The sequence below is a fragment of the Lysobacter soli genome, from assembly GCF_009755585.1.
Classification (GTDB): Bacteria; Pseudomonadota; Gammaproteobacteria; order Xanthomonadales; family Xanthomonadaceae; genus Lysobacter_J; species Lysobacter_J soli.
Window position 1 is genome coordinate 2115701 of record NZ_CP046603.1, and the last position, 23616, is coordinate 2139316.

At 66.9% G+C, this 23616-nt stretch carries 10 protein-coding genes; 3 read left to right on the forward strand and 7 right to left on the reverse strand.

Annotation, left to right across the window (positions count from 1 at the left end):
* Positions 1–5: 5 nt before the first annotated feature.
* From GOY17_RS09575 to GOY17_RS09585, 3 genes are all read right to left on the reverse strand, one after another.
* Positions 6–3383, reverse strand: coding sequence for an Ig-like domain-containing protein (locus GOY17_RS09575; protein WP_157030216.1), 3378 nt, complete (start codon positions 3381–3383; stop codon positions 6–8).
* Positions 3380–11929, reverse strand: coding sequence for an SdrD B-like domain-containing protein (locus tag GOY17_RS09580; RefSeq protein WP_157030217.1), 8550 nt, complete (start codon positions 11927–11929; stop codon positions 3380–3382). Before GOY17_RS09580 ends, GOY17_RS09575 begins: the two co-directional genes overlap by 4 nt.
* 288 nt (positions 11930–12217) lie before the next feature.
* Positions 12218–12949, reverse strand: a complete 732-nt coding sequence (locus GOY17_RS09585) for a response regulator transcription factor (protein ID WP_157030218.1) — start codon at positions 12947–12949, stop codon at positions 12218–12220.
* A 242-nt stretch (positions 12950–13191) separates the two neighbouring features.
* On the opposite strand from GOY17_RS09585, the gene GOY17_RS09590 reads away from it, so the two are divergent.
* From GOY17_RS09590 to GOY17_RS09600, 3 genes are all read left to right on the forward strand, one after another.
* On the forward strand, positions 13192–14778 hold the full coding sequence (locus GOY17_RS09590; protein WP_157030219.1) for an FMN-binding glutamate synthase family protein: 1587 nt from the start codon (positions 13192–13194) through the stop codon (positions 14776–14778).
* Positions 14779–15280: 502 nt separating this feature from the next.
* Complete coding sequence (locus GOY17_RS09595) at positions 15281–16594, forward strand: choice-of-anchor Q domain-containing protein (RefSeq protein WP_157030220.1); 1314 nt, start codon at positions 15281–15283, stop codon at positions 16592–16594.
* 401 nt (positions 16595–16995) lie between these two features.
* Positions 16996–18069 (forward strand): hypothetical protein, encoded by a 1074-nt coding sequence (locus GOY17_RS09600; protein WP_157030221.1) that lies wholly within the window; start codon positions 16996–16998, stop codon positions 18067–18069.
* 140 nt (positions 18070–18209) lie between these two features.
* On the opposite strand, the gene GOY17_RS09605 is transcribed toward GOY17_RS09600, so the two are convergent.
* The 4 genes from GOY17_RS09605 to GOY17_RS09620 form a co-directional block, all read right to left on the reverse strand.
* Positions 18210–19523 carry a choice-of-anchor Q domain-containing protein gene (locus GOY17_RS09605; RefSeq protein WP_157030222.1) on the reverse strand — a complete coding sequence of 438 codons (1314 nt, stop codon included), beginning with the start codon at positions 19521–19523 and terminating at the stop codon, positions 18210–18212.
* Between the two features lie 98 nt (positions 19524–19621).
* Positions 19622–21460, reverse strand: coding sequence for a peptide-N4-asparagine amidase (locus GOY17_RS09610; RefSeq protein WP_198173634.1), 1839 nt, complete (start codon positions 21458–21460; stop codon positions 19622–19624).
* A 354-nt stretch (positions 21461–21814) separates the two neighbouring features.
* Complete coding sequence (locus tag GOY17_RS09615; protein ID WP_157030224.1) at positions 21815–22597, reverse strand: hypothetical protein; 783 nt, start codon at positions 22595–22597, stop codon at positions 21815–21817.
* Positions 22598–22869: 272 nt separating this feature from the next.
* Positions 22870–23511 (reverse strand): hypothetical protein, encoded by a 642-nt coding sequence (locus GOY17_RS09620; protein WP_157030225.1) that lies wholly within the window; start codon positions 23509–23511, stop codon positions 22870–22872.
* Between the last annotated feature and the right edge of the window lie 105 nt (positions 23512–23616).

Consider the following 23616-nt stretch of genomic DNA (forward strand, 5'->3'; position numbering starts at 1 on the left):
TCATCTCAATGCTGGGGTTCGCGGTAGCGGCGGTCCTCGCGGCGGAACAAGTCCTCGTCGAACTTGAACCGCAGCCGCAGGAACACGCCTTCCTGGGTGTATTCGTAGCCGCTGAGGTCGTCGTCGCCGCGGAAGCCGGTCCAGTTGTAGCCGGCCGACAGCCACAGGTTCTGGCGCAGCAGGCGTCCGACTTCGACGCCGGTGGCGTACTGGTTCGCGCCGTCCTGGCCGCGGAACGAAGCGGCGAGCACGCCGACGTCCCAGTTCTCGGTGATGTCGTACACGACGCGGCCCGATACCAGCACGCCGCGGAAGCGGCTTTCGACGCGGTTGCCGTCGGCGTACAGGAACTGGTCGCGCTGCCACTTCGCGGCGACGCGGCCGGTGAGCCACCAGGGACGCGACGGATGCCAGTCCGCGTGCGTGCTGACGATGTGCGCCGCGACGCGCAGGTCCTGCCCGCCGTCCCCCGACGTCGCGCTGCCGGTCGCCAGCCCGCTTTCGTCCTTTTCCAGCTTGTACTCGTAACGGGCGAGCGCGTTGACGCGGTTGCGATCGGTGTCGCGATACGCCACGCCGAGCTGGAAGCGGTCCTGCAGCACGTCGCCACGCGCGGCGTAATCGGTCCACAGCAGGTAGTTGCGCGCGAGCAGCGTCCAGTCGCGGTTGAGCTTGCGTGCGGCCATCAGCTGCAGCAGCGTCGTGTCGAAACGCTCGTCGGTGTCGGTCTCGCGAACGTCGCCGGAGATGCGGTGCTCAATGCGCGCGGCCCCGCGCCACAGCGGATTGGCGCTGTAATCCAGCGCGAACGCCAGCCCCGTAGCGTCGCCGCTCTGTCCGTCGTACACCTTGACGTGTTCGGCCGAGCTGCTCAGGCGCAGGCCTTCGCTGACGTCCCACTGGTTGCGGATGCCCGAGGCGGCCTGGAGGTCGCGGCCGGCAATCGCGTCGCGCATGCGGTACTCGGTGAACGCCTGCGTGTCGCGCAGGTAGCTGCTGTCCACGCCAAGCACGAGCGCGTCGCTTTCGCCATGCGCCTGCGTGATGCCGTACTCGCTGGTCAGGCCGGTCTGCTTCTCGTAGCGGCCGTACAGGCGCGTGCGTTCGCGCCACTGGTAGTCGGCGCCCAGCGCGACGCGGTTGCGATCCTCGCCACGCACGTCCTGCTCGGCTTCGCCACCGATCACGATGCGATCGCTCACCTTGTAGCCAAGGCCCAGGCGAACGGTGTCTGACGACAGTTCGGTGCCGATCGGCAGGTCGCTCGTGGGCACGGTGCCATTGCTGCGAATCACCGGCAGGCCGCTGAGCGGATCCAGCGGCTGCTGGCCGTAGCCGAGCGTGCCACCGGCCGCGCCGGTTGCGTAACCGCCGCTCAGACCGCCGGTGTCGCCGAACGGCGTCGCGCTCGACCAGGTCGAGTACGCGCCGATGGTTTCGCGGATCGCGCGATAACCGCCGTCCAGCGTGATGCGTTCGGTCGCCTTGTAGCGCACGCCCGCGCCGGCCGCATCACGTTCGCCGCCGTCGGGATTGCGGTCTTCGCTTCGCAAGGCCTCGACGTACAACTCGGTGCGATCGCCCGCGCGATAGGTGGCTTCGGCGTTGTATTCGCCGCGACCGCCGTACAACGGCGACGCCGCGTTGTTGAACGCCGGATCGGTCTGTGCCGCGAACACGCTTGCGTCGAACGCTTCCCCCGTGTGCGCCAGTTCCAGCCGGTACGCATCGCCTTCGACTTCACCGCTCAGATCCTGCAAGGCCGGCGTCGAGTACTGGTTGATCGGGTTCGTATTGACGTCGCTGCGCGTGCGCGCGGCCTCCAGCGCAAGGAACGTGTTTTTCCCGAGGCGGATGCCGACGTTCGCGCTGCCCATCTGGAACGACGCGAACGGATTGCGGTCGTCGACGTAGCTGCCACCGACTTCGAGGCGATCGTTGAGGCGGAACTGCCCGTCGCCGCCGACAACCCAGAAGCGCTCCGTTCCCTGGTCCAGCTCGTACGTCACGCGCAGCGAAACCGGGTTGAGGTCGCTGTCGAACGCCGGCAGGAACTGGTTGAGCAGGATGCGGCCGGAGAACGGTTCGAAGCTGTAGTCCACCAGCCGGGCGAGCGGGCGCACGGAGACGATGCGCGAGGGCTGGTTGCGATCGCGCACGATCACTTCCACGCGCTCGCTGCCTTCGAGTACGGCGTTGTTCGCAAGCCCGTACGGACCGCTGCCCTGGCTGGGCAGTTCGTCGATCACCTGGCGCAGCGAATCCTCGATGGCGAACACGTTCGTGCGGACGCGGTCGTTCTCGTAATGCCAACCAAGGCCAGTCGCCGTGCGGTTGTACGTGCCCAGGCTGCGCTGCGGGATCGCCCCGCCGCGCGTGCCGACGCCGGTGGTGTTCGCCAGGCCGTCGCCGGTCTGGAAATCGCCGTACAGCAGGTAGCTCCGCTTGTTGTCGACGCGGACGTACAAACGTTCCGCCGAGCGCGCATCGAAGCCGCGCAGCGACGAATCGCCGTACACCGGGTAGAACTCTTCCGGATCGATATCGCGCAGCAGGCGGCCGCGCACGTCCTTGTCCGAATCGTAGGCCGCGGTAAGCAGGTATTCGCCCTTGATGCGGCCCTTCACGAAGAAGGCGGTACGCGCGGCGGCGTTCGCCTTGCCGTTGTTGAACTGTTTTTCCCAGCGGCGGATGTCGCGCTCGAAACCGTCGTCGCTTCGCACCGGGTCGATCACGCTGTTGCGGTCGCGCTTGAAGTTGACGATGCCCTCGATCAGGCCCGTCGCGATCATCTCGCGCATTTCCGGCAGGAAGCTCACCACGCCCTCGGCCGTCTCCCCGCCGGCGGTGATTCGCAGCAGCACGTCCTGCGGGTCGTGCGGCGCGAGCAGGTCGAATTCGGCGACGCCGTCGATCAGGCGCAGCTGCACGCCGGGCATGGCGCGGTCGGCGTCCAGGTGCGCGGGACCGAGTTCGTCGGTGCGCGCGTCCGGCAGCTTCACGCGGCCGCCGGAGTGTTCGATCGTGGCGAAGGTTTCGCCTCGCAACGGTTCGCCATCGCTGCCTCGGACGCGCACGGTCACGTGCACGGGCGACTGGCCGTCGGCCGGCACGCCGTCCCGATCGAGCTCCACTTCGACCAGCGCGGCCTGCGCGTTGACGGCGTAATCGACGTCGCCCGATGCGACGGCGGTGACGCGCGGCGGCGCGACGACCGACTGCGGCGCGCGCGGATACAGCGCCTGCGCGTCGCCCAGCACCGGCGTGAAGCGGCCGGACTGCCCGACGGTCTGCGCGAAGGCCGGCAACGCGAGCAGCGCGCAGGCGAGCGTGGTCATGCGCAGCTTCGGTGCGCGCGGGTGTTTCATGCGTGCACGGCTCATGGCTGCGTCTCCGTGTTGCGCGCGCCATGCGTTTGGGGCGGCTCCGTCGAGCGCGGTTCGACGATCCGCGGCGATTGCTTCGACGAATCGGTGCCCTGTTGCGGCCAGCGCGCCGACTTGCTGTCGAAGCGCAACGACTTCCCGTTCGTTTCGGTCTCCGGCGCGCGCACCTCGCCCTGCGTGCGGCGTGCCTTGACCTGTTCGAGCACGGGGTTGGAACAGCTTCCCTCGATGAAGTCGGCGCGATGCAACTCGCCGTTCTTCAGGTCGATGAAGAGGCTGTCCGCGTCGCCGAGGTTGCGGTTGCTGCTGGTGGTCAGGCGAGAGCCGATTGGCAGCGTCGATGCGTCGACCTTCAGCGTGTGGCTCTTAGGCGGCAGGCCGCAGTAGCTGTACTTGCCTTCCGAATCCGACACCATCCACGTTCCGTCCTCGAAGTACATGCGCACGCCCGGCACGCCGAGTTCCTCGCGGTCCTGCACGTGGTTGTTGTTGCAGTCCACGAAGACCTTGCCCAGGACGCAGCCTTCTTCGGTGAACACGCCGCCGGTGACGCGCACGCGGTACTCGGCGCGGTTCGACGCGACGGCGCCCGCGCGCGGTTGCAGCGAGTTCGCGTCGATGCAGCCGCCGGCGATGTTGCAGCCGTGTGCCTGCGCACGATTGATGCCGTCGCCCTGCTGGCTGCCGACGCCCACCCGGACGCGATAGTTCAGGACGATCTGCTCGCCGATGCGGACGCCGCGGGCCTGGAACGACAGCACCGGACCGGGCTTGCCGAGCGGTTCGGCAATTGCCGCCGCGTTCGCGCGCGCCGTGCCTTCGATGTAGGTGAAGCCCGGCGGCAGGCGGTCGAGGACGTTCACCGACGCCAGCGCGTTGCCGGCGGTCTGGCGGATCGTGATCGTGTACAGCAGCGTGTCGCCGACCTCGACCGTCTGGCGGTGGCCGGTCTTGCTGATCACCAGGCCCGGCGCGACGGCCGGATCGAGCGGGATGTGGTTGTGGATGATGCCCGCGGTACCGGAACCGGCCACCAGCGAGAGGTAGTAGCGCGTGCCCTCGCCCACCGCGCCCGACGGCGGCGTGGACTGCGGCTGCACCGGGTACGTCGTGCCGACAGCGCCCGGCGCGGTGAGCGTGCCGTTCTGCGGCACGATCATCTGCGACTGGAACGCGTAACCCGACGGCGGCGTCACGGTGAGGCGGAATTCGCAGCTCGCCGGTGCGGCCGGGCCGAACAGGAACTGGTAGAAGCCGTCGTTGCCGACGGTCATCGACACGCGATTGCCTTCGACCGAGTAACCGCCGCCGGCCACGTTGAGCAGCGAGGTGTTCGGATCGAAGCCCGGGCACACGCCCGCCGGTTCCAGGGTCACCACCGAATTCGGCACCGGATCGCGGGAGACCGCGTCGTACACGACGCCGCTCGGATCGATCGGCAGGCTCTGCTGCGGCAGGTTCTCGCCCGACACGAGCACGACCTCGAGCTGGCTCACGCCGTCGCCGGTGTTGCGGCACGAGGACGCGTGATGGTTCGCGAGCGCACCGGCGGTGTCGCACGCGGCGGCCGGTCCGCTGGCGGTCTCGCCCGTCACCGGGAAGCCCCACAGCGCGCCGGCGTTGGGATCGCGGAAACGCACGTTCCACTGCACGCCCGGTACGAGGTCCGCGACGCGATAGCTGCCGTCGGCGGCGGTGGTCGTGGTGGCGACGACGCGGCCGGTTGCCGGATCGACGACTTCCACCGTCCAGCCCTGCAGGCGGCGGTCGCCGCCGTCGAGCAGCACGTCTTCGTTGCCGATGTCGAACCACACCGTGCCCGACAGCGAGGCAGCGGCCTGCACCGGCGTCTCGATGCGGCAGGCGTTGTGCGTGATTGCCGGATCGCACACCGGCAGCCTGGACGTGTCGCCCTCGAACGCGGCACGCTCGTCGGTGGTCGGCGAATGCTGCGCATCCTCGCCACCGCCATGAACGATCGCGACATTGCGGATCGTCGAAGCCGAAGCGGCCTCGGCGCCGACGCGCACCGGCACGGTGATGGCATCGCCCAGCGTCACGCCCGAGGCGATGGTGGCCGTGCCGGTGCAGCGCAGTCGCGAATCGCCCGCCGCACCGGTGCACGCCCAGCCATTGCCGGTCGGCGTGGCGGACAGCGTCACGCCGGTCGGCAGGCGGTCTTCGACGACGTATTCGCCGATGGTCGCCTTCGGACCGATGTTGCGCACGCGGATCGAATACGTCGCGCTGTTGTTGACCGTGAAACGCTCCGGCGTCGCGGACTTGCTGACGACCAGGTCCGGCGAATCGGCGACCTCGCCGAAGTCGTTGCCGATCGAGTCCTGGCCGGCGGCGAGCGCGATCGCGGAAATGGCCGATGGCACGACGGTTTTTGCCGTCGCGGTGCCGACGCTTGCGCCGTTGATGGTGCCCGCCGTGGTGATGCCGTTGGTGCTGCCCGCCGGCTGCGTCGGTTCGGTCACCACGTAGGTACCCGGACGCAGGTTCGGGAATACGTAACGGCCGTCGGCGTCGGTGGTGACGGTGAGGTTGATCGCGTTGCCGAGTTCGTCCGCGCCGGTCAGCACGAGCTGCACGTTTGCGATGCCGACTTCATCGGCGGCGTCGATCACGCCGTTGTCGTTGTTGTCGAAGAACACGCGGCCGGCGACGGAAGCGCCGCGCTGCACGGGCGTCTGTATGCGGCACGCGTTGTGCGCGATGGACGGATCGCACACCGGCAGCGCGCCGATGGTGGCGGCGAAGGCGCCTTCCTCGGTTTGCGTGGGCACGCGCGCCGGCGTTTCGCCGCCGCCGCGCACGATCACCGCGTTGACGACCGGCGAGGCGGCCGCGGCGGCGTCCGACACCGCGACCGGCACGGTGATGTCGGCCGCGTGCGTGGTGCCCTGCGCGATGACGTCGGTGCTGGTGCAGCTGAAACGGTCCGCGCCGACGGCGCCGACGCAGGTCCAGCCGGTGCCGGTCGGCGTGGACGACAGGGTGACGCCGGTAGGCAGGCGGTCCTCCACTTCGTACTGGCCCGCGGTCGGCGCATTGCCGGCGTTGCGCACGCGCACGACGTAGGTGCTGTCGGTGCCGACGGTGAACGTCGCCGGCGTGGCCGACTTGCTGACCAGCAGGTCCGGGGAATCGGCGATCTTGCCGAAGTTGTTCTCGACCGAGCTCTGTTCCGGCGCGAGCACGATGCTGGCGATGGCCGACGGCACGACGGCGCGGCCGGTCGCCGTGCCCATCGCGACGCCGCCGATGTTGCCCGCAGTGGTCAGGCCGTTGGTGGTGTTCGCCGGCTGCGTCGGCTCGGTCACCGTGTAGGTGCCCGGACGCACGTCGAGGAACGCATACGCCCCGTTTGCGTCGGTGGTGGTGGTGCGGTTGACCAGCGTGCCGTCGTCGGCGGTTCCGGCGAGCACGATCTGCACGCCCGCGATGCCGGTTTCGCCCGCATCGACGTTGCCGTCGTCGTCGTGGTCGTAATACACGCGACCGCTGACGGACGCGGGCTGGATCTCGCCGAAGTCGTAGCTGGTCGCCGCCTGGTTCGCGCCGAGCGCGATCGCGGTGACGGCCGACGGCGTGACGGACGGAACGCTCGCCGTGCCGCCGGCGTTACCGGCGACGGTGCGACCGTTGAGGGTGCCGGTCGGCTGCGTCGGCTCGGTGACGGTGTAGTTGCCGGCCACCAGGTTCGCGAACGAGTAGCTGCCGTCGGCGGCGGTGGTCGTGGTCAGGCTGACCGCGACACCGTTGCGGTCGGTGCCTGTGAGCGTGACGGCGACGTTCGCGATGCCGGTTTCGCCCGCGTCGATCGCGCCGTCATTGTCGATGTCCAGCCACACGCGGCCGCCAAGGGACGCGCCGTTGGCCGCTTCGCCGAAGTTGAACTCGGTGCCGTTGACGCCGGCGGACAGGTCGATCTGCGCAATGCGATCGGTCGTGGCGGCATCCGGCGCGATGCCGGTACCGGCGAGGCAACCGCTGGCGCACGCGATGCCGCCGACCAGACCGGGATTCACCGCGCCCGGACGGTTCACGTAGCTGCCCGCCGGCAGCGGCTCGCGCAGCGTGTAGGCGATGGTCGGGTCGAGATCGGTGAACTGGTAGAAGCCCGACGCGTTGGTCACCTGCGTCGCGACGACGGCGTGGGTGACCGCATTGAGCAGCTCGACGGTGGCGCCGGCGATCGCGCCGTCCACGCCGGGATTGCGCACGTTGTCGAAGTTGTCGTCGGAATAGACGAAGCCGGACAGGCTCGGGCGACGCACTTCGGGGAAGTGGTAACGCGTGGCGGCGACGCCCGCGCCCACGACGACGGCGGTGTAGGCCGAGTTCGGCGCGCCCGCGTCGTAGCTGCCGCCCGACGACGGCGCAGCGCCACCGGAGGTGGGCGGAGCCACGGGACCGCTCACGTAACCGGCCGGTTGCGTCTGCGTGACGTTGTAGCCGGTCGCGTCCGACGGCGCGAGATTGGCGAAGCTGTAGTTGCCGTTCGCGTCGGTGGTCGTGGAGCGGTTGACCGCGTTGCCGTACGCATCCACGCCGGTGAGCGTGATGGTCACGTTCGCCACGCGCGGTTCGTTCGCGGCGGCCTGTGGCGTGCCGCCGTTGGCACCGTCACGCTGGCGGTCCTCGAACACGGTGCCTGCCAGGCTCGAACTGACGATGCCGAGCGGCACGGTGACGTTGTCGTTGCCCGGCACCGGGTCGACCTGCTCGCTTTTCACGTTCACGCTGTTGTTGCTGGTGCCGCCGGCGGGTACGGCGTCCCACCGCGCAGGCACGAGGATGCGCACGCGGCCCCGCTCGCCCGGATCGAACGTGACGTCGCCGAGGTTGCAGGTGACCACGCTGCCCGCCTGGATGCACTGGCCGGTGCCGTTGGGCTCCTGACCGCCGGCGTTGACGCCGCGCTTGCGCCAGGTGATCGGACCGGTGACCACCACGCCCGCCGGCAGCGTGTCGGTCACGACCGTGCCGGTGCCTTCCAGCGGGTTGTTGCCGCTGCGGTCGAGCGACAGGCTCGAACCCGGGCCGTTGTTCACCACGTCGATGACGTAGAAGAACGGCTGCAGGATCGATACCTGCGTCACCGACGCGGGCAGCGGGACGGCCGGGTCCTGGTCGGCGGTGAGCACCATCGTCTTGCTCACGGCCACGTCGGCGCGCGAGCGGATCGACGTGTTCTCGCCTTCGGAGTTGTTGGCTGGCTGGGTGTCGACTTCGTCGGAGCTGGCGACGGCGACGTTGCTGATGGTGTCGCCCGTCGCGCCCGGCGGCGTGTCGTACCGGTAGCGCAGGTAGATCGTGCTGGTCTGGTTGACGCCGACGACGCCGTTGACGTTGCTGCCGAAGCCGATACCCGGCATCACGCAGTCCAGTTCGAGCGGCGCGCCGGTGGTCGGGTTGCTGCCGGACACGACGGCGCAGCGCGAAGTGCCTTCCAGCGCCCCGCCCGCGGTGAGCGAGGTGCCCAGGAAGGTGACGGTGCGGCCGGCGATCGGCGACATCGTGTCGCGGACGCGCACGTTGTTGGCGACCGACGGGCCCTGGTTGGTCACCGTCACGCGATAGTTGACGAGATTGCCGGCCGGGTTGCTCTGGTCGAAGCCGAGCGGATCGACGCCACCGGTGAAGCCGGTGTCGACCTTGTTCGTGATCAGGTCCACCGCGTTCGCCTGGAACGTGAGCGACGCGGTCTTCTCGTCGTCGGCGACGGTGGCGACGCTGTTGTAGTCGAACGCGCCGTTGCCGTCGGTGCCGTTCGACACCGCGGTGAAGCCGAAGCCGGCGACGTTGTCGATCTGGCGCCCGGCGCTTCCCCCGGGCTGATTGTTCGGGCGGATCGTGACGGTGAGGCTTTCGTTCACGCCGTTGCCCATGTTCAGCGCGGGGCACGTCACGGTGACGGTGCCCGATGCGCCGGGCGTCGAGTACGAACTGCCGCCCGCGGCCGAGGCGACGCTGATTTCCGGGCTGGCGGAGATCGCGCACGCGGTGTTGCCGCTGCCGCCGGTGGTGCGGTTCGCGCTGATCATCACGAAGCCCGCGTCGTTCGCCGGCAGCGTGAAGACGTCGCGGAACACCACGCCCGTCGCGGTGGACGGACCCTGGTTGTCGTAGTCGATGCGGTAGACACTGTTGACGCCTTCGCGACCCACCGCGCCGCTGGTGATGGTCTTGCTGCGCGTGCGCACGTTGGCCACGCGCGGCACGCGCACCCAGTCGGATGCCGAGTTGTTGGCCGTGTTGACCTCGCCCACCGCACCGGCGATCGACGCATCCACGCCGACGCCGGCCGCGCCGCAGCGGATGCCGTTGAGGGTCGTGCCGGCGCAGGCGACGTTCGTCGTCGTCGCGCTGTCGTTGAACGGACCAACCGCATGGATCGTCAGCACCGCCGACGCACCGGACGCGAGCACGGTGTTGTTCGAACGGCACTGCACGCTGCCGTTTGCGGCGACGTTGCAGGACCAGCCCGCGGGCGTGGTCACGGTCGCGCTGGAACGCCCGTTGATGAAACCCGGGATCTGGTCGTTGACGACCACGCCGGCGGTGCCGTCCGGGCCATCGTTGGTGACGGTCAGCGTGTAGTCCGCGCCGGTGTAGCCCAGCGGCAGCGTGTTGTCGGCATCGCCCGCGCCGTTGGTCTGCTTGGCGATGCGCAGGTCGGCGCGCTGCGTCGTCGTGCGGACGCCGGCGCCGGAGCAGTCGTTGGCGGTATTGCCGTCGACGTCCACGCCGTTGCCGGTAAGCGGTTCGGCCGACCCGCCGCTGCCGCCGGTGCATGCGGTGTTGGTGAGGGTGCCCGCGGCGCGTGCACGCGTGACCAGGACGAGATCGGGCGCCAGCGGATTGCCGGCGCCGTTGGCGACCGCCAGCGGCAGCGAGCCGGCATTGAGCGAACACACCACCAACTGGCGTGCCGGCGGCGCCGCGTACGCGGATTGCGCGGCGCAGGTCCACGAGGCGCTGGAGGAAGACACGAACTCCTCGCCCGCGGCGAGCGTGTCGGCGACTTCGACCTGGCCCGTCGCCGGACGCGGACCGCGGTTGCGCACGCGGATCGTCGAGGTCATGCGGCTGTCGGAATCGTCGCCGCTGCCGCTCCACGTCGCGACCACGCCTGGCGCCTTGGTCTTGCTCGCCAGCTCCAGGTCCGCGCCGTCGGCGAGCACGGTGAAGGTGACGCTGCCGGTGTTGTTGGCCGGCGTCGGATCGGCCGTGGCGCTGGTCACGGTCGCGGTGTTGGTCTGGTTGCCGCTGCTGCCCTGCCCCGACGACGGCACCATCGCCTCGATGGTGAAGGTGTCGCTTGAACCGGAGGCGTAAGGCGTCGTGCGCGCGCAGGTGCGTGCGGTCTGGTCGCCCGTGGTGGTGCAGGTCCACCCGGCGGGCTGGTTGCCGTTGGTGATCAGGAACCCCGCCGGCATCGTGTCGGTGAAGCTCACGTTCGCCGCCGGGCTCGGCCCGCGGTTGATCACGTTGAGGGTGAAGGTGATCGGCTGCCCGCCAGTGGCCGGCGTCGGCGTTGCGGACTTGGTGATCTCCATGTCGGCGCCGGCGATGACGGTGGCGCCTACGTCGTCGGTGTTGTTCGCGATGACCGGATCGGGCGTCGCGCCGGCATTGACCACGGCGCTGTTGACGATGGTGCCGCCGGCGGCGGTCACGCGTGCGGTGAACTGGTACGTCGCGGTCGCGCCCGCTGCGAGCGACCCGGCATACGTGCCGTTCGCGCCGGAAAAGCTCCAGCCCGTGCCGGTCGCGGGGCCGACGAAGGTCGCGCCCGACGGCAGCGTGTCGACCACGCTGAAGCCGCTGCTCGCGCTGGGTCCGTTGTTGCGCACGCTGAGCGTATAGGTGATCAGCGAACCGGCGACGACCGGGTCGGCATTCGCCGTCTTCGTCAGCTGCAGGTCGCCCGCGCTGGTGAGCGTCGTGGTCTGCGTTTCCTTGTTGTTGGCGATGTTGGTGTCGGTGATGAACGGCGCGCCGATGGCGGCCACCTTCGTCGAGGCCGGCGGCGGCGTGCCGCGGCCGACCGCACCGGCGATTGAAATGGGCGCGACCGGCATGCCGGCGGTGCTGAGCTGCAGTTCGAACGTCACCGGCGCGCCGCCGCCGAGCGTGCCCAGCAGGTTGCCGTGCCCGCACACCACGCGCGTCGCGTCGCCCGCATCGACCGAACAGAACGCCGGAAGATTGACGGCCGCGCCACCCGCAGGCAGGTCGAACACGCTGCGCACGTCATTGGCGGTGTCGGCCGCCGCGTTTTCCAGCGTGACGCTGTAGGTCACGATGCTGCCGGCCGGCGTCGGGTCCGAGCCGTCATCGGACAGGTTGGTCAGCTGGAGGTCGACCGCCCACGCGAGCGGCGCGAACATCACCAGCATCGCGGTGGCCGCCAGGGCGCGCACGACGCGACCTGCGCGACCGGGCGCGTGGTTGGCGCCGTTGGCGTTTTCGAGCGTGCACAACCTCGACCCGCGCGCGAAGCGGCGGGTGTAACGGACCGGACCCATTGCGTATCCCCTGTTTTCTTCGACACGGCGCCGGCGAATCGCCGACGCGTCTGCTCAGCTCACGGCGCAGTCGTGCAGCGCCCCGATGACAGAGCGCGTTCGCTGCAAGGGATGTGCCAGAAAAAGAACTTCCGGAACGCGACGCGTGGTCGCCATGCAGGCATGGCCGACGACGCCGGTCGCTGAGCGGGCGGCACTGTATCTGTGACGCGCCTCACATTCAATGACCAAAACTTTTCGAATCTTTCGAAATCTTTCGAGCGCGCCTGTTATGTCACGCGGCGCCGGTCAGACCGAGGTTGCATCGACCTGGAACACGTAGCCGCTGCGGTACAGCGTGCGCAGCGGCAGGCGGTGGCCGAGTTGCGCGACCTTCTTCCGAAGGCGATGCACCACCATGTCCAGCCGTTGCGGATCGACTTCCTCGCTCGCGCGTTCGAATCGCTCCAGCAGCGCTTCGCGCGTCACGACGCGGCCGGGTTCCTCCATGACGCCTTCCAGCAGCAGGCGTTCCTGCGCACTGAGTTCGACGATCGCGCCGTCGGGCGTGCACAGCGACCAGCCATCGCCGGTGAGCCGCCATGCGAGCGCCGGCACGGGCGCGGGAGGTGTCATGCGACGCACGACGCTGCGCAACGTGGCTTCCAGCACGTGCAGGTCCACCGGCTTGGAAAGGAACGCATCGGCGCCTTCGGACAGGCTCAGCGCGTGATCGGCCGGCAGCGCACGCGCGGTGAGCACGACCACGCCGATGCTGGAGGTCTCGCGAAGGCGGCGCAGCACGGACAGCCCGCCTTCGCCGGGCAGCGTCAGGTCGAGCACGACGAGGTCGAACCTCGTGCGCGCACGCTCGCGCCAGAACGCTTCCGCGCTCGCGCAGGCGATGACCTCGAAGCCGGCGCCGTCCAGATGGACGGCCAGTACCTCGCGCAGGAGCTGGTCGTCTTCGACGAGTGCGACCTGGAGCCTCGGGATGTGGTGCGGTGCCGCCGCGTGGGCGTGGGCAGGACGGTTCGGCATGCGCCGATGGTAAGAGAGGACATGTCAACGTGTTCTTTGCCGAGTGTGCGGGTTCGATGCGCTGCGACGTCACGGCGTGGCGCGCCTGGCCTTCACGTGGCGCACGCGTGGACCGCCCGGACTCGCATCGACATGCCGCCCATGTGCTCCGCATCCCAAGGCGAACGTCATTCGCGCAGCCGCGCTCGCTTCCACCCGGTCCGGGCTACAGTAGGTCGGCCGCCTTTGCCGCAGGAGACGCGATGTCCCGCTATGCCGCCTACGTCGCGAGCATCGTGCTCACGGCGTTCTTCGCCTTCGTCGGATGGCTCGATGCGGACTGGTGGTGGGTCGCGGTGGCGTTCGGCGCGCTCGCACTGCTGGGCACCTGCGACATGCTGCAGCGCCGGAGCACGTTGCGGCGCAATTACCCGATCCTTGCGCATTTCCGTTACGGGCTGGAATCGATCGGCCCGGAAATGCGCCAGTACTTCATCGAGGCCGACACCGCCGAGGTGCCGTTCTCGCGGCAACAGCGCGCACTGGTGTACCAGCGTTCCAAGGCGGTCAACGACACGCGGCCCTTCGGCACGCAGCAGGAGGTGTACGGCGCCGATTACGAGTGGATCAACCATTCGCTGATCACCACCCACATCGCCTCGCACGACTTCCGCCTGATCATCGGCGAGCGTGCGAAGCAGCCGTATTCGGCGAGCGTGTTCAACATTTCAGCGATGAGCTTCGGTTCGCTGTCGGCCGCCGCGATCACGGCGCTCAACGAAGGCGCCAGGCGGGGCAACTTCTACCACGACACCGGCGAGGGTTCGATCTCACCGTATCACCGCGCGCCGGGCGGCGACCTGGTGTGGGAGCTGGGTTCGGGCTATTTCGGTTGTCGCGACCTGGATGGCCGCTTCGATCCGCAGCGATTCGCCGACGCCGCCGCGCTGCCGCAGGTGCGGATGATCGAGATCAAGTTGTCGCAGGGCGCCAAGCCTGGCCACGGCGGCGTGCTGCCGGGCGCGAAGGTGACGGCAGAAATCGCCGCGACGCGTGGCGTGCGGCAAGGCGTGGACTGCAATTCCCCATCGCGACATTCGGAATTCGCAACGCCCATCGAGCTGCTCGAATTCGTCGAGCGGCTGCGTACGCTGTCGAACGGAAAGCCCGTCGGCTTCAAGCTGGCCATCGGGCACCCGTGGGAATGGTTCAGCATCGCGAAGGCGATGCGCCAGACCGGCATGCTTCCGGACTTCATCGTCGTCGATGGCGCCGAAGGCGGCACGGGCGCGGCGCCAGCGGAGTTCATGGACCACGTCGGCGTACCGATGCATGAGTCGCTGATGCTCGTGCACAACACGCTGGTCGGGCTCGATCTGCGCGATCGCATCCGCGTCGGCGCGGCGGGCAAGATCGTGAGCGCGTTCGATATCGCCCGCACCATGGCGATGGGCGCGGACTGGTGCAACGCCGCGCGCGGTTTCATGTTCGCGCTGGGCTGCATCCAGTCGCAGAGCTGCCATACCGACCGCTGCCCCACCGGCATCGCCACGCAGGACCCGTCGCGCTGGCGCTCGCTCGACATTCCCGACAAGGCGACGCGTGTTTTCCAGTTCCACCAGAACACGCTGAAGGGCCTGCGCGACCTGCTGTGCGCGGCCGGGCTGGAACATCCGGAGCAGATCGACCCCGAGCACGTATTGCGTCGCGTGTCGCAGGTGGAAGTACGTTCGCTGGGCGCGCTATACCGCTTCCTGCAGCCTGGCGAATTGCTTTCCGGCATCCCGGAGCATGCGGTGTTCCGCAAGTTCTGGGATCTCTCGCGCAGCGACTCGTTTGCGTTGAAGTGAAGGCGCTGTTGTAGCCGGTGCAGGCGAATCGGGCGCACGCGCACCTGCGGCTGTTTCGTTCGCCCTCGCCGCTTCCTCAAAATTCGAATGTCCGCTATCGGCCAGAAGCGGGCGTCCGCAAGTGCCTGGCCAGGCGGCGTTGTCTTAGTCGCCCGCTTGAACTTCGTATGACGGTGGACCAGGCTGCGCCTTCGTTAAGAACGGAGCTGCGCCACTTTGAGTGCGGTCGGGCTCGGTTGCGTCGCAAATGAGTTACAGAGCAGGTCGTACAGGTGCCTCGCTTTGGTCGAAGCGACAAACTTCGGCGCCGTGTCGTTCGGCCACTCGAAGTCAGGCTTGGTGACGAGTTCATGACGACTAGCCGCGAGGGGCAAGTTTCAACCCTAGTTCAACTGATGAACCCGGGGCCTTCACTAGCACGTAACCTCATTCGCGGAAGGGTCACGATTCGGTCCGAATAGGGTGCAAGACCATGAAGGCTCAGACTTTTCGAAGAGTACTCATGTCGGGTGTGCTCGGCATGGCGGGCTGGCATTCGTTGCCGTCCCAAGCGGCAACCGTCTTTGTGACCAACTGTCAGGACAGTGGTCCGGGCAGTCTTCGCGACACAGTCGCCGCAGCTGCCGACGGCGACACGGTGAACGTCAGCGCGCAAACCGCGAGCTGCTACCGGCGCATCTACCTCACAAGTGGCGAGATTGTCGTGCCACAGGACAATCTCACAATCGACGGCCGGCTGGACGCGTTGAACGGCGCCTACCTGCATGGACAGATGCTGAGTCGGATCTTCAACCATATCGGCGATGGCACGCTGACGCTCAGGTGGATCTCCTTCAACCAAGGTCGCGTTCGTGGAAACATGGCGATGGGTGGATGCGTCCTCTCCGAGGGTCACGTCGATATCTCCACTAGCCAGTTTTCCGAATGCCAGGTCTGGGCCGAAGGTGGCACGAATCCGGTGGCGCTGGGCGGGGCCATCCACGCTAGAAGCGTTACAGCCCGCGATGGCCATTTCACGGAGAACCGGGGCTTCGGTGTCGGAAGCGCAGGAGGAGCGATCAGCACAGAGGGACGGGTCACGCTCCTGCGGACCGGCATCTACTCCAGTGCGGCTCATGATGCTGGCGCCATATTCAGCACGGGCGGAGCCACAATCACATACTCACTGATTCGGGATAGCTTCGCATTGCACAACGCCGCCGCCATGCAAATTAGTGGAGGCAGCGTCACCTTGAACAAGTCCTCGATCGTCAACAACTACGCGGACCATCGTTGTGGCGCGGTGTGCGTTTACGGGCCAGGCCGAACGAGCATCATCGACAGCACGGTGATCTACAACAGTGCCGTGTACCTGGCTGCTGGCGAGCTTTCTGATCAAGGCGAGATCTTCAATAGCACCATCGCGCTCAATGTCGACCGGACGCAACACGAGTGCGTGGGCGCAATACGTGGACGGAAGCTGCACATCGAGAGTTCTCTGATAGCAAACAACAGGTGTTTGGCAGAAGGCGAAACACTGCAGGCGTATGACGTCGGTGGACGGCCATGGGAGGGCTATACCATCGTCGGTGCCGACAATCTGATTCGATATTCCCTCGTGCCAGTACCGTCCGACACTATCTCGGCCGATCCGCGTCTTGGGCCCCAGCAAGCCGGCTGGGCACACCCCCTGTTAACGCTGCTTCCCGACAGTCCGGCAATCAACCGGGGCAATAATGCCAACGACCGGCAATACGACCAACGCGGACCGGGCTACCCGCGCGTGGTGGGCGGCCGCGCAGATATCGGTGCCTACGAAGTTCAAGCGGCCGACTAATCGGTGTTGAAACCAACGCCGCTTCATGCCCGGCTTGCGGCCGTCCGCTTCTGGCCCCTTGGCGGATATCGAAGAGCAGGCGTCCAGCGGTCTCGGCCAGCGCGACGTACGCTCCTAGCATGGCGCCACGCTTCGCGACGGACCGCGTTACTGCGTCTATCTTTCTGCTCCGGTCTTGGCGCGTGCGGCATTCGGCTGTCCGCTTCGGCCATTAGCCAACCGCTTTCCATCGTCTCGCAGGCCACTCGGCCCGACAGCATGGCCTGTTCTCGTACATGAGGCGCGGCTAGCGGCCATACTTCTTGCGGCTGAGTCCGGTTCTTGCAGCACATGCCTGACGTGGGGTTCACAGGAGCGAGTCGAGAATACGGCCTTCATAGGACGAAACGTCGGAAACCGCCATGGACGCGCACGGGGTTCCACGCAAGCTTCATACCTTCGCTCTCGGTGTCTGCATGTTGCTGGTCGCACTTGCGGCATTCCCGAGCCGGGCTGCACATCTGGAATTCGTAACCGAAGTCGATGGCACCATCACCGACGTCACGCCGCAGCGCATCCTGTTCTTCGTCGTCGAGGGTGATCGGCCGGTGCTGAAGGTCCATAACCGGGTGACCGGAAGCTTGCGCGTGGTGCCAGACAGGACAGGCCATACACCTGGTTACGAGAAGCTGACCGCGCGCGGCGTGGTGTACGGAATCACGGAAGACGACGAAAACTCGGTGTACGAGTGGAACGGCGGCAACACGCCGTTGTGGAATGACGGGACACCGCGCGGCATGCGGGTCAGTCCGAACAATAAGCGCTACATCATCTGGCCCACCTGGCGCCCGGGACGCTACCTCAACCTGCGCGACGTAACGCTTTACACCGATACGCTGATCGGAAACGGAAAGGTCGCCGATCTTGCCGACGTCGCCGATACCGGCGAAGTCGTGTTCACCGCCGGGCCGGCGCCCTACAACGTGTTCCGTTACCGGGCTGGGCAGACCGTGCAGTTGACGCATGACACGCAGTGGTCGCACTTCAATCCGCTGACCGACGGAATCAATGTCGTCTATCGCAAGCAAGTTTCGGATACAGCCTCACGCATCGTGATGTTCAACGACAGCCTGGGCGAAGTAGTCCTTCGCGAAGCGAGCGAAACCAATTTCACCCCGAGGGGTGACTACTTTCCAAGTGGCGGGTGGATCGCGTTCACGCGCATCAACATGGCCAATGGCAATGCCACCCGGCAAGTGTGGTTGCGTTCGCCCGCGGGCCAGACGACGGCGATCTCCCCGGCCGGTGCTGATGCATCCATCCTTGCCATCGCGAGCGGACAAGTCATGTTCGTCAGCGAGGGTTACCTCTACCTTGGGCGGCCAGGCATGGCGCCAGCGCTCGTCTTGCCTTTTGCCGAAGGCACCGGCAGCGCGTGGCTGCAGGGAAGCTGGTACGTCTATTTCGGCGGCGGCCTTTACAGGGTCGTACCGTAGCTGCCCGCGAGTTCCGCGCTGGAACGGCCTGAGCGCCATCTACGGCGTCCGAGGGGTGAAGATCGTTCTGGTCTAGCGGGGGGAGGTGCCGGCACCGATCCCTCCGCATGGGCTAGTGGCCCCCGTGCGCGCGACTGGCCTCAACGTTCCACGGAGCCGATATCCACGCCCAGGCCACGTTGGCGCGGGTAGCCCGGACCTCGCTGGTCGTACTCGCGTGAACTCGGGTTGGCGCCGCGATCCAGCACGGGACTGTCCGCAGCCGGCAAGTGCGTGAGCGTCGGCCCACCGTTGTTCGCCAGGGGCAACAGGTGCGGGTCGACCTGCAGGGTGTCGGGCGGCAAAGCACTGGCCGAGTGCTCGACCAGATTGTGCGAGCCTTCGATCCAGACGCCGTCGACGATGTCGAGGTCCGCTCCCACCGCACAGGTGTTGCGCGCGACGAGCGAGCTCTCCAGCCGCAACGCGGTGGCGAATAACGCGCCGCCGCACTGGCCGGTCTCCCAATCCACGGCCTCGTCGACGTTGTAGGCGATCGTCGAGTTCCGGATGACACCGTAGCCCATCCGCAGCGCTCCGTTGCGCGTGCCCGAATTGCCCGAGAACGTGCTATCGGTGATGTACGCGTCGCTATAGGCGAACAGCCCTGCACCACCTTCCTGCTGACCGTACCCTGGCGCGGCCACGGAGCGATTGCCAATAAAGGTCGTCTTGTTGAGGATTGCGCGGTTCGCCGAGAACGCGCCGCCGCCGAACTGGCCCACATTCCCCTTGAACGTCGTGTACACGGCCGTCAGTGTCAGTGTGCTGAGGCCGCCGCCCTGCGCGCCGCGATTGCGCATGACTTCGCTATGCAACAACTTGATGTGCCCCTGGCCAGTGCGCAGGCCGCCGCCCGCTCCCCGTTTCTGCGCCTCGTTGTCGTGCACGGCACTGTGCAGGACCGTGATGTCGCCCACAGCCGCCACCCCGCCGCCGGCGCTGACTCCCGCACCGTCCGGAACCGGCTCGACGATGCACCCATGCACGCGCGCGCAATCCAATGCGACCGATCCTGAGGAGAGCACGCATCCGCCTTGCGCGATCGACGCTCCGACGAAATGCCCGCGCGCGACCGTAAGGTTTTCGATGCGCAGCCAACCCTGCCCGTCATGGCGAATCACGCGTCCATCGAGATTCCCATCCAGCATCAATGCCGCGCGATGTCGGCCACGCAGGGTCAGCGCGTCCTGGGGCACGACCAGTTCGCCACTGGTCAGGATGATGCGAGTGCACGTCAGGCGCGACAGATCGATGACGTCGCCGCTCGCCGCGGTGGCGATCGCGGCACGCAGGCTACCGGCGCCGGTGTCGTTGCAGTTGGTCACGAGGCGTCCCGCGGCGTGCGAGACGCCGGGCACCGCAAGCGCCGCCGCCAGCAGCGCGATGTCGGTTCGAACGAGATGAAGCGCCATGGAGTAGCCCTCTGTCACGAATGCGCGGCGGCAGCCGAGGCACGCTCACGCGGAATTAAACCGGCACCCGCGGCCGTCCCGCTCCGTGGTGACGTCCGCTATCGGGCAGTGAAGCCAGGCCGATAGCTCATTCGCCACCAGCCCATCGAATCGGGCGAACCGTCGGGGTGGGCGAAGCCACGAAGCCGGTTCACGTCGCCTGGGCAGCCAACGCCTTGAGTGTGGGCGGTGACCGCATCGCGTACCCATGTCACCCGTTCGCGGAAGCAACTGCCCATGTTGTCGTAGAAGTAATGACTGCGGGCGCCCTGCCAGCTGGTGTATCCGCCCTGCCCGTCAAACACTCTCCCGCCCGCGAAGTTGGCGTACAGGCGGGTCGCATACGAGCCGGAGGGTCGGTAGTACGACGATTGGTTGTGATGGCCCTGCACGACGTAGGCGCTGCCATGGTCGAGTCGCGATCCTGCCGTGGGCGTGGTGCCGCCGGCGGCCTCCCAATCGATCTGGAGCGGATAGTGGAAGCGCTCACGGTCCAATGCGAGCACGGTGCCACCCAGCTCGCGCAGGGTGGTCCGGTTCGTCGCGCTATCCAGGTCCAGGTTCTGCGCGTAGGCGTGGTTCGGTAGCGACGTGATGCCCACCAGGCGAATGAGCTGCGCGCTGGTCAGCAGTTGATCCTGGGTCACAGTGGTGGCGATGCGACCGCGCGAGGTGTTCACGTAGCCCGCGATCTGGAACCTGCGGCGGAACTCGCGCAGCACATCGCCCGTTACCGTGTCCGCCTGGGCCTGCCACTGGTTGCGCAGGTAAGTTTGCTGGACATTGGTCCCGACCAGCGAGTTTCGGGTTACCTGACCACTCACCTGCGTTGACCCGTGATCCAGATAGAGCAGCAACTGGCCGCGCACGAACGGTCCACTCATCAGCGTTTCGCCATCGGCGAACTGGAACGATATCGCGTGGTCGGCGCCATTGCTGAGGATGGCGGCAAACGGCGTCAGATCGACACGGAAGGGCAACAGGTTGATCGATTGCGGCGTAGGCACCGGAACGTCCACCGTGCGTTCAAAGTGGAGGTTCAGGTCGCTGTTCAACCATGGATACACGGGTGCAACGCCGGCGGGCTGCCCATCGATCAGCACGACCACGTCGCGATAACCCGTGCCGGCACAGCCTTGCGGGTCGCCGAGACCAGGGTCTGCGTAGTCGCCCAAGGCCAAAGGTGTCGAGACCAGCAGTGGGAAATTGAGTGCCGCGGACGGCGGCACGCAACTGAACCACGGCTGCGGCTGCTGCGCGTAGACGTCCAGATACGCGCGCTCAATGTTACGAGGGAGGGCTGGAGAGAACACGAACGCGCCGTAATCGTGCGCCGGATACACCGCATCGGGAACCGCCGGTGGAGCCTGCGCGGCAATGACGGGGTAGAAGATCAGTCGCGCGGTCGCATGGCCTGACACGCAGCCGCACGCATCCCGGAAGTAACCATCGGTCTGCATCAGATATCCGGGGCGGGCGGTACGCATCAGCGCGCTATAGTCGGTTACGTCGCGCTCCACGCGCCATCTGCTCTGCCCCGCATTGAACTGCGCGCCACCGACGAACAGCTCCGTTGCCCAATCCAGGTTGCGCCGCTGGTCCGCAAGCGAGATCGTGATGTTGATGACATCGGTAGTGCCGGGGCCGGTGAGATCCACGCTCAGAATGACCTTCGCCCAAGGCCCCGGGCAATTTGCCGGCGGGGCGTACTCGAACTCGCGGAAGAGCCCGGCATCGCTGCTGTTATCGATCCTGACGTCGCGGAACAGCTCGACCACGCACGGCGTCTGCGCGAGGCGCGGCACGCGCGGCTCCACCGACAACTGATTCATGGGCTGCGAACCGGCGATACCGGCCGTCGCCGCCAACGCCGTGCCGATGACGAGGCCGAATAGCAAGTGGATTCGTGTTCGCGCGCTCATCGTCCGAGCCCTCAGTGAGGCGGTCCCGGCAATGTCGGATGGCATGGATTGCGTCGAGCGGGCGCAGCATACCGACGCCCCACCGGGTCGCCCGACACTCCGCCGCTCCTCGTGGAGAACGCGTGAGAGTTTTCTGTATGGCCGCAGCTGCGCCCGCAGAGCGTAGTTGGCGATCATCGCTTCGCGCCATCGCGACATCACTTAATGCCGGTCGACCACGTCGGTTCTGAATGATCGCGTGTCGCAGTCGCCGTCATCGCCCGACGCCGATGAGAACGAAGAAGGCACCGCTGCCGGTGCCTTCGGATCTACACGATTCCAGATCAGGCGTTATCGGCCATCGCCGTCGGCGTCACCGGGCAATGCACGCTCCACGCCGTGCCACGCATCGCGCGTCGCGTGCTTGGCCTTGTCCCAGCCCAGTCGCGAGGTGCCTTTGACCTTGTCCCAGCCCTGACCCAGTTCGTTCTCCAGACCTTCGTCCCACTGGCGGTCGCCGTAGCGGCCGCGCGCCTGGGTGCCGTAGCGGTAAGCCGGACGGTAATCGTCGAACTGCGAATCCGCATCGCGGTAATCGACCTTCTCGAACGCGTCCGCGTAGTAACGGTCACTGGCGGCATAAGCCTTATAGGTTCGATCGCTGCGATCCCACGCATCGCGCACCGCGTTGCGCGCGTGATCCCACTCGAGCTTCGAGCCGCCGCGCGCCTCGCCCCAGCCGGCACCCAGATCCCGATCGAGTTGATCGTCCCACGACCGGTCCGGCAGGTTGGCGCGCGAATCGACGCCGTAGCGGTAGGCCGGCGCGTAGTCGTTCTCGTAATCGAAACCTGCGTCGTGATAGGGGCGCGACGTGTGCGCTTCGCGCCAGTATTCGGCTTCGCCGGTCGGGTCGATGCGTTCGGCCACGCCCTTGCCTGCCGCAGCGCCGATCAACGTGCCGATGCCGCCGCCGATCAACATGCCGAGCGGACCGCCAATGGCGCCGATCACCGCGCCTGCCGCAGCGCCGCCCACCCCGCCTACACCTACCCCGACGGGATGCGAGCCGGGGGCGCCGCTGATCGGATCACGGTTGAGGTCTCGATTCTCGCGCTTGTCGTTTTCGTTCACGTTGCAGCTCCTGATGCTGTGAGTGAGGTACCAAACCTGCTGCATGTGCAGGTTGGCCACCGTGCTCGACGTGACGTGAATCGCGCGTCGTCATCACTGCTGACGCGGCAGTGCGCGGCTTTTCGCTATTGCACCGTGAATTTTTAGTGGATCAGCGTTTCGGTCAACCCAGCAAACCCTATCGCCGCGACAACCCCAATGAGGAAGTGCACCTCCTCGACACAGGGGCGTGGGAACGCCGGTGCCATGCACGCTCACTTCGCGTCGCGTTTTCAAGGGGAACGCGATCCGCCCTGGTGGCCGTCCAGAGAATCTGATGCAGAGGTCGCGCATGCTTCGGCAGGAAGGCTGGCCACGGGTGATCGACGCAATTCGCCGTCGCTGTCGAGCATTTCGTAGACCTGCACCGCACAACCGCTCGACGTCCACGCGCTGACCATTTCGTAGTTGCGACCGGTCTGTGGAACGAAACTGCGGGCCGCAAAGCAACTGGACGAGCTGCGCGAACCCGGGGCGCCGGTGCCGGGCGTGCCCGGTATCGAAGATTCGCGATAGAAGGAGAATCCCGCCGCAATCGGCTGTCCCGCCTTCGTGGCGATCTCGACGTAATGCCTGGGTACAGCCGAAGTCTTCGGCATTCCAAGATCGCGCTTGCGCTGCCCACCCATTTGCGGCCCTGCGGGATAACCGCTGCCCGGCACCTTGTAACTCACGCAGGTGCTGTCGGGATACACCTTCACGTTGCGCGAGCCGATGAGCCGAATGTGCGCAAGATCGCCGCTGGCGGGCTCTGCGTACGATGAAAGCTCGCTTTTGAGGGTGGTCTTGACGAAGCAACCGCTCAGCAGGCTAGCGGTGATAATCGCGAAGGCAAATCCGGGTGCCACTCTGGCACAACCAATGATTCCTTTCATGTGCTTCCTCGTTGCTCCTTTCACTACTGCACGCATTGTCTTCCCACACCGGCACTTCGTAACTCAGGCAGATTCTGCTGGTTAACCTGCACATCGATCACGGCG

Excerpts from the sequence above, each read along its gene's own strand:
- GOY17_RS09575 (WP_157030216.1), bottom strand. The coding sequence starts at position 3,383 with ATGAGCCGTGCACGCATGAAACACCCGCGCGCACCGAAGCTGCGCATG.
- GOY17_RS09580 (WP_157030217.1), bottom strand. The coding sequence starts at position 11,929 with ATGGGTCCGGTCCGTTACACCCGCCGCTTCGCGCGCGGGTCGAGGTTG.
- GOY17_RS09585 (WP_157030218.1), bottom strand. The coding sequence starts at position 12,949 with ATGCCGAACCGTCCTGCCCACGCCCACGCGGCGGCACCGCACCACATC.
- GOY17_RS09590 (WP_157030219.1), top strand. The coding sequence starts at position 13,192 with ATGTCCCGCTATGCCGCCTACGTCGCGAGCATCGTGCTCACGGCGTTC.
- GOY17_RS09595 (WP_157030220.1), top strand. The coding sequence starts at position 15,281 with ATGTCGGGTGTGCTCGGCATGGCGGGCTGGCATTCGTTGCCGTCCCAA.
- GOY17_RS09600 (WP_157030221.1), top strand. The coding sequence starts at position 16,996 with ATGGACGCGCACGGGGTTCCACGCAAGCTTCATACCTTCGCTCTCGGT.
- GOY17_RS09605 (WP_157030222.1), bottom strand. The coding sequence starts at position 19,523 with ATGGCGCTTCATCTCGTTCGAACCGACATCGCGCTGCTGGCGGCGGCG.
- GOY17_RS09620 (WP_157030225.1), bottom strand. The coding sequence starts at position 23,511 with ATGAAAGGAATCATTGGTTGTGCCAGAGTGGCACCCGGATTTGCCTTC.